Annotated in this window: 1 protein-coding gene; it reads right to left on the bottom strand. The window is 64.2% G+C overall.

The window, feature by feature from the left end:
- On the bottom strand, window positions 1-718 hold a 718-nt coding region (locus tag ACFOLC_RS16110; RefSeq protein WP_386760284.1), incomplete at its 3' end, for a porin family protein.
- Window positions 719-1,019 lie beyond the last annotated feature (301 nt).

Raw genomic sequence — 1,019 nt, 5'->3', positions numbered from 1 at the left:
CGGCCTGCGAGCCCGGGCACTTGTCGTCGCAGTTGTTGACGCCGTCACCGTCGTCGTCCAGGTCCGCGCACGCCGGGGCCACCGGCGCCGGCACGGCGGCCACGGCCGGCGCACCCAGCGGGATCACGATGCCGACCGAGGCGAGGATGTCGCCGTACCAGTCATCGCCTTCCAGGGCCGCGCCACCCGAGCCGGAGCCGAAATCGCCGTCATCGAAGTCGGCGCGGTAAGCCAGCTCGGTACGGATGGCGGCACGCTTGCCGGCCAGTGCGCTCTGGATGCCGACGCCCAGCTTGGCAGCCAGGTTGCCGTCCTTGCGCTCACCCGGCGAGTTCGGGCTCGGGAAGTTGTCGAACTCCTGCTCGGAGCGCTGGTAGCCCAGCCCCATCAGGATGTACGGCGCCCAGTTGCGACCTTCGGCATTGAAAAAGCGACGGGCATCGAACGAGATGCCGTACTGGCTCCAGTTGAGGTCCTGGTTATCGTCCATTTCCGGATTCTGGTAATTCAGCTCACCGTCGAGCGACCAGTTCGGGTTGAGGAACTTGCCGACGCCCAGGCCGACGAACGGCGCGTTGCGCGTGCCGCGGTCGTTGTCCTGGATGTTGAAGCCGGCCGAGCCGGTCAAATACCAGCGGTCGTCAAAGTCCTGTGCATTGGCGGCCTGAGCCAAGCCCACACCGGCCAGAAGGGCGGCGCAGAGGAGTTTCTTGTTCATGTTCATCTCCTTGATCAAAATTTTGAAATCGCGTCTGCGAAGTTCCTACCTGGACGGCCGCCAGACGACGCCATCGCGGTGCAGGGTAGGTTTGCCGATGTGAAAGCCGTGTTAACAGCGATCTAACAATCTGCTGCAGGCATGACCATGAAACGAAGCCCGGCACATGGCCGGGCTTCGCGTACCGCAGTTACTGAGGTGCTCAGTTCTGCACGTTCAGCTCGGTGCGGCGGTTCTTCTCGCTCTTGCAGGCCGGGAAGGTCTGCTCGGTCGGCTCCAGCGGACGGCTCTCGCCGTAACC

It is taken from the genome of Lysobacter cavernae (genome assembly GCF_042648505.1).
In the GTDB taxonomy this organism is placed as follows: Bacteria; Pseudomonadota; Gammaproteobacteria; order Xanthomonadales; family Xanthomonadaceae; genus Lysobacter_L; species Lysobacter_L cavernae.
Note: the sequence above shows the minus strand (reverse complement) of the source record. Positions and strands in the feature narration are given on the sequence as shown.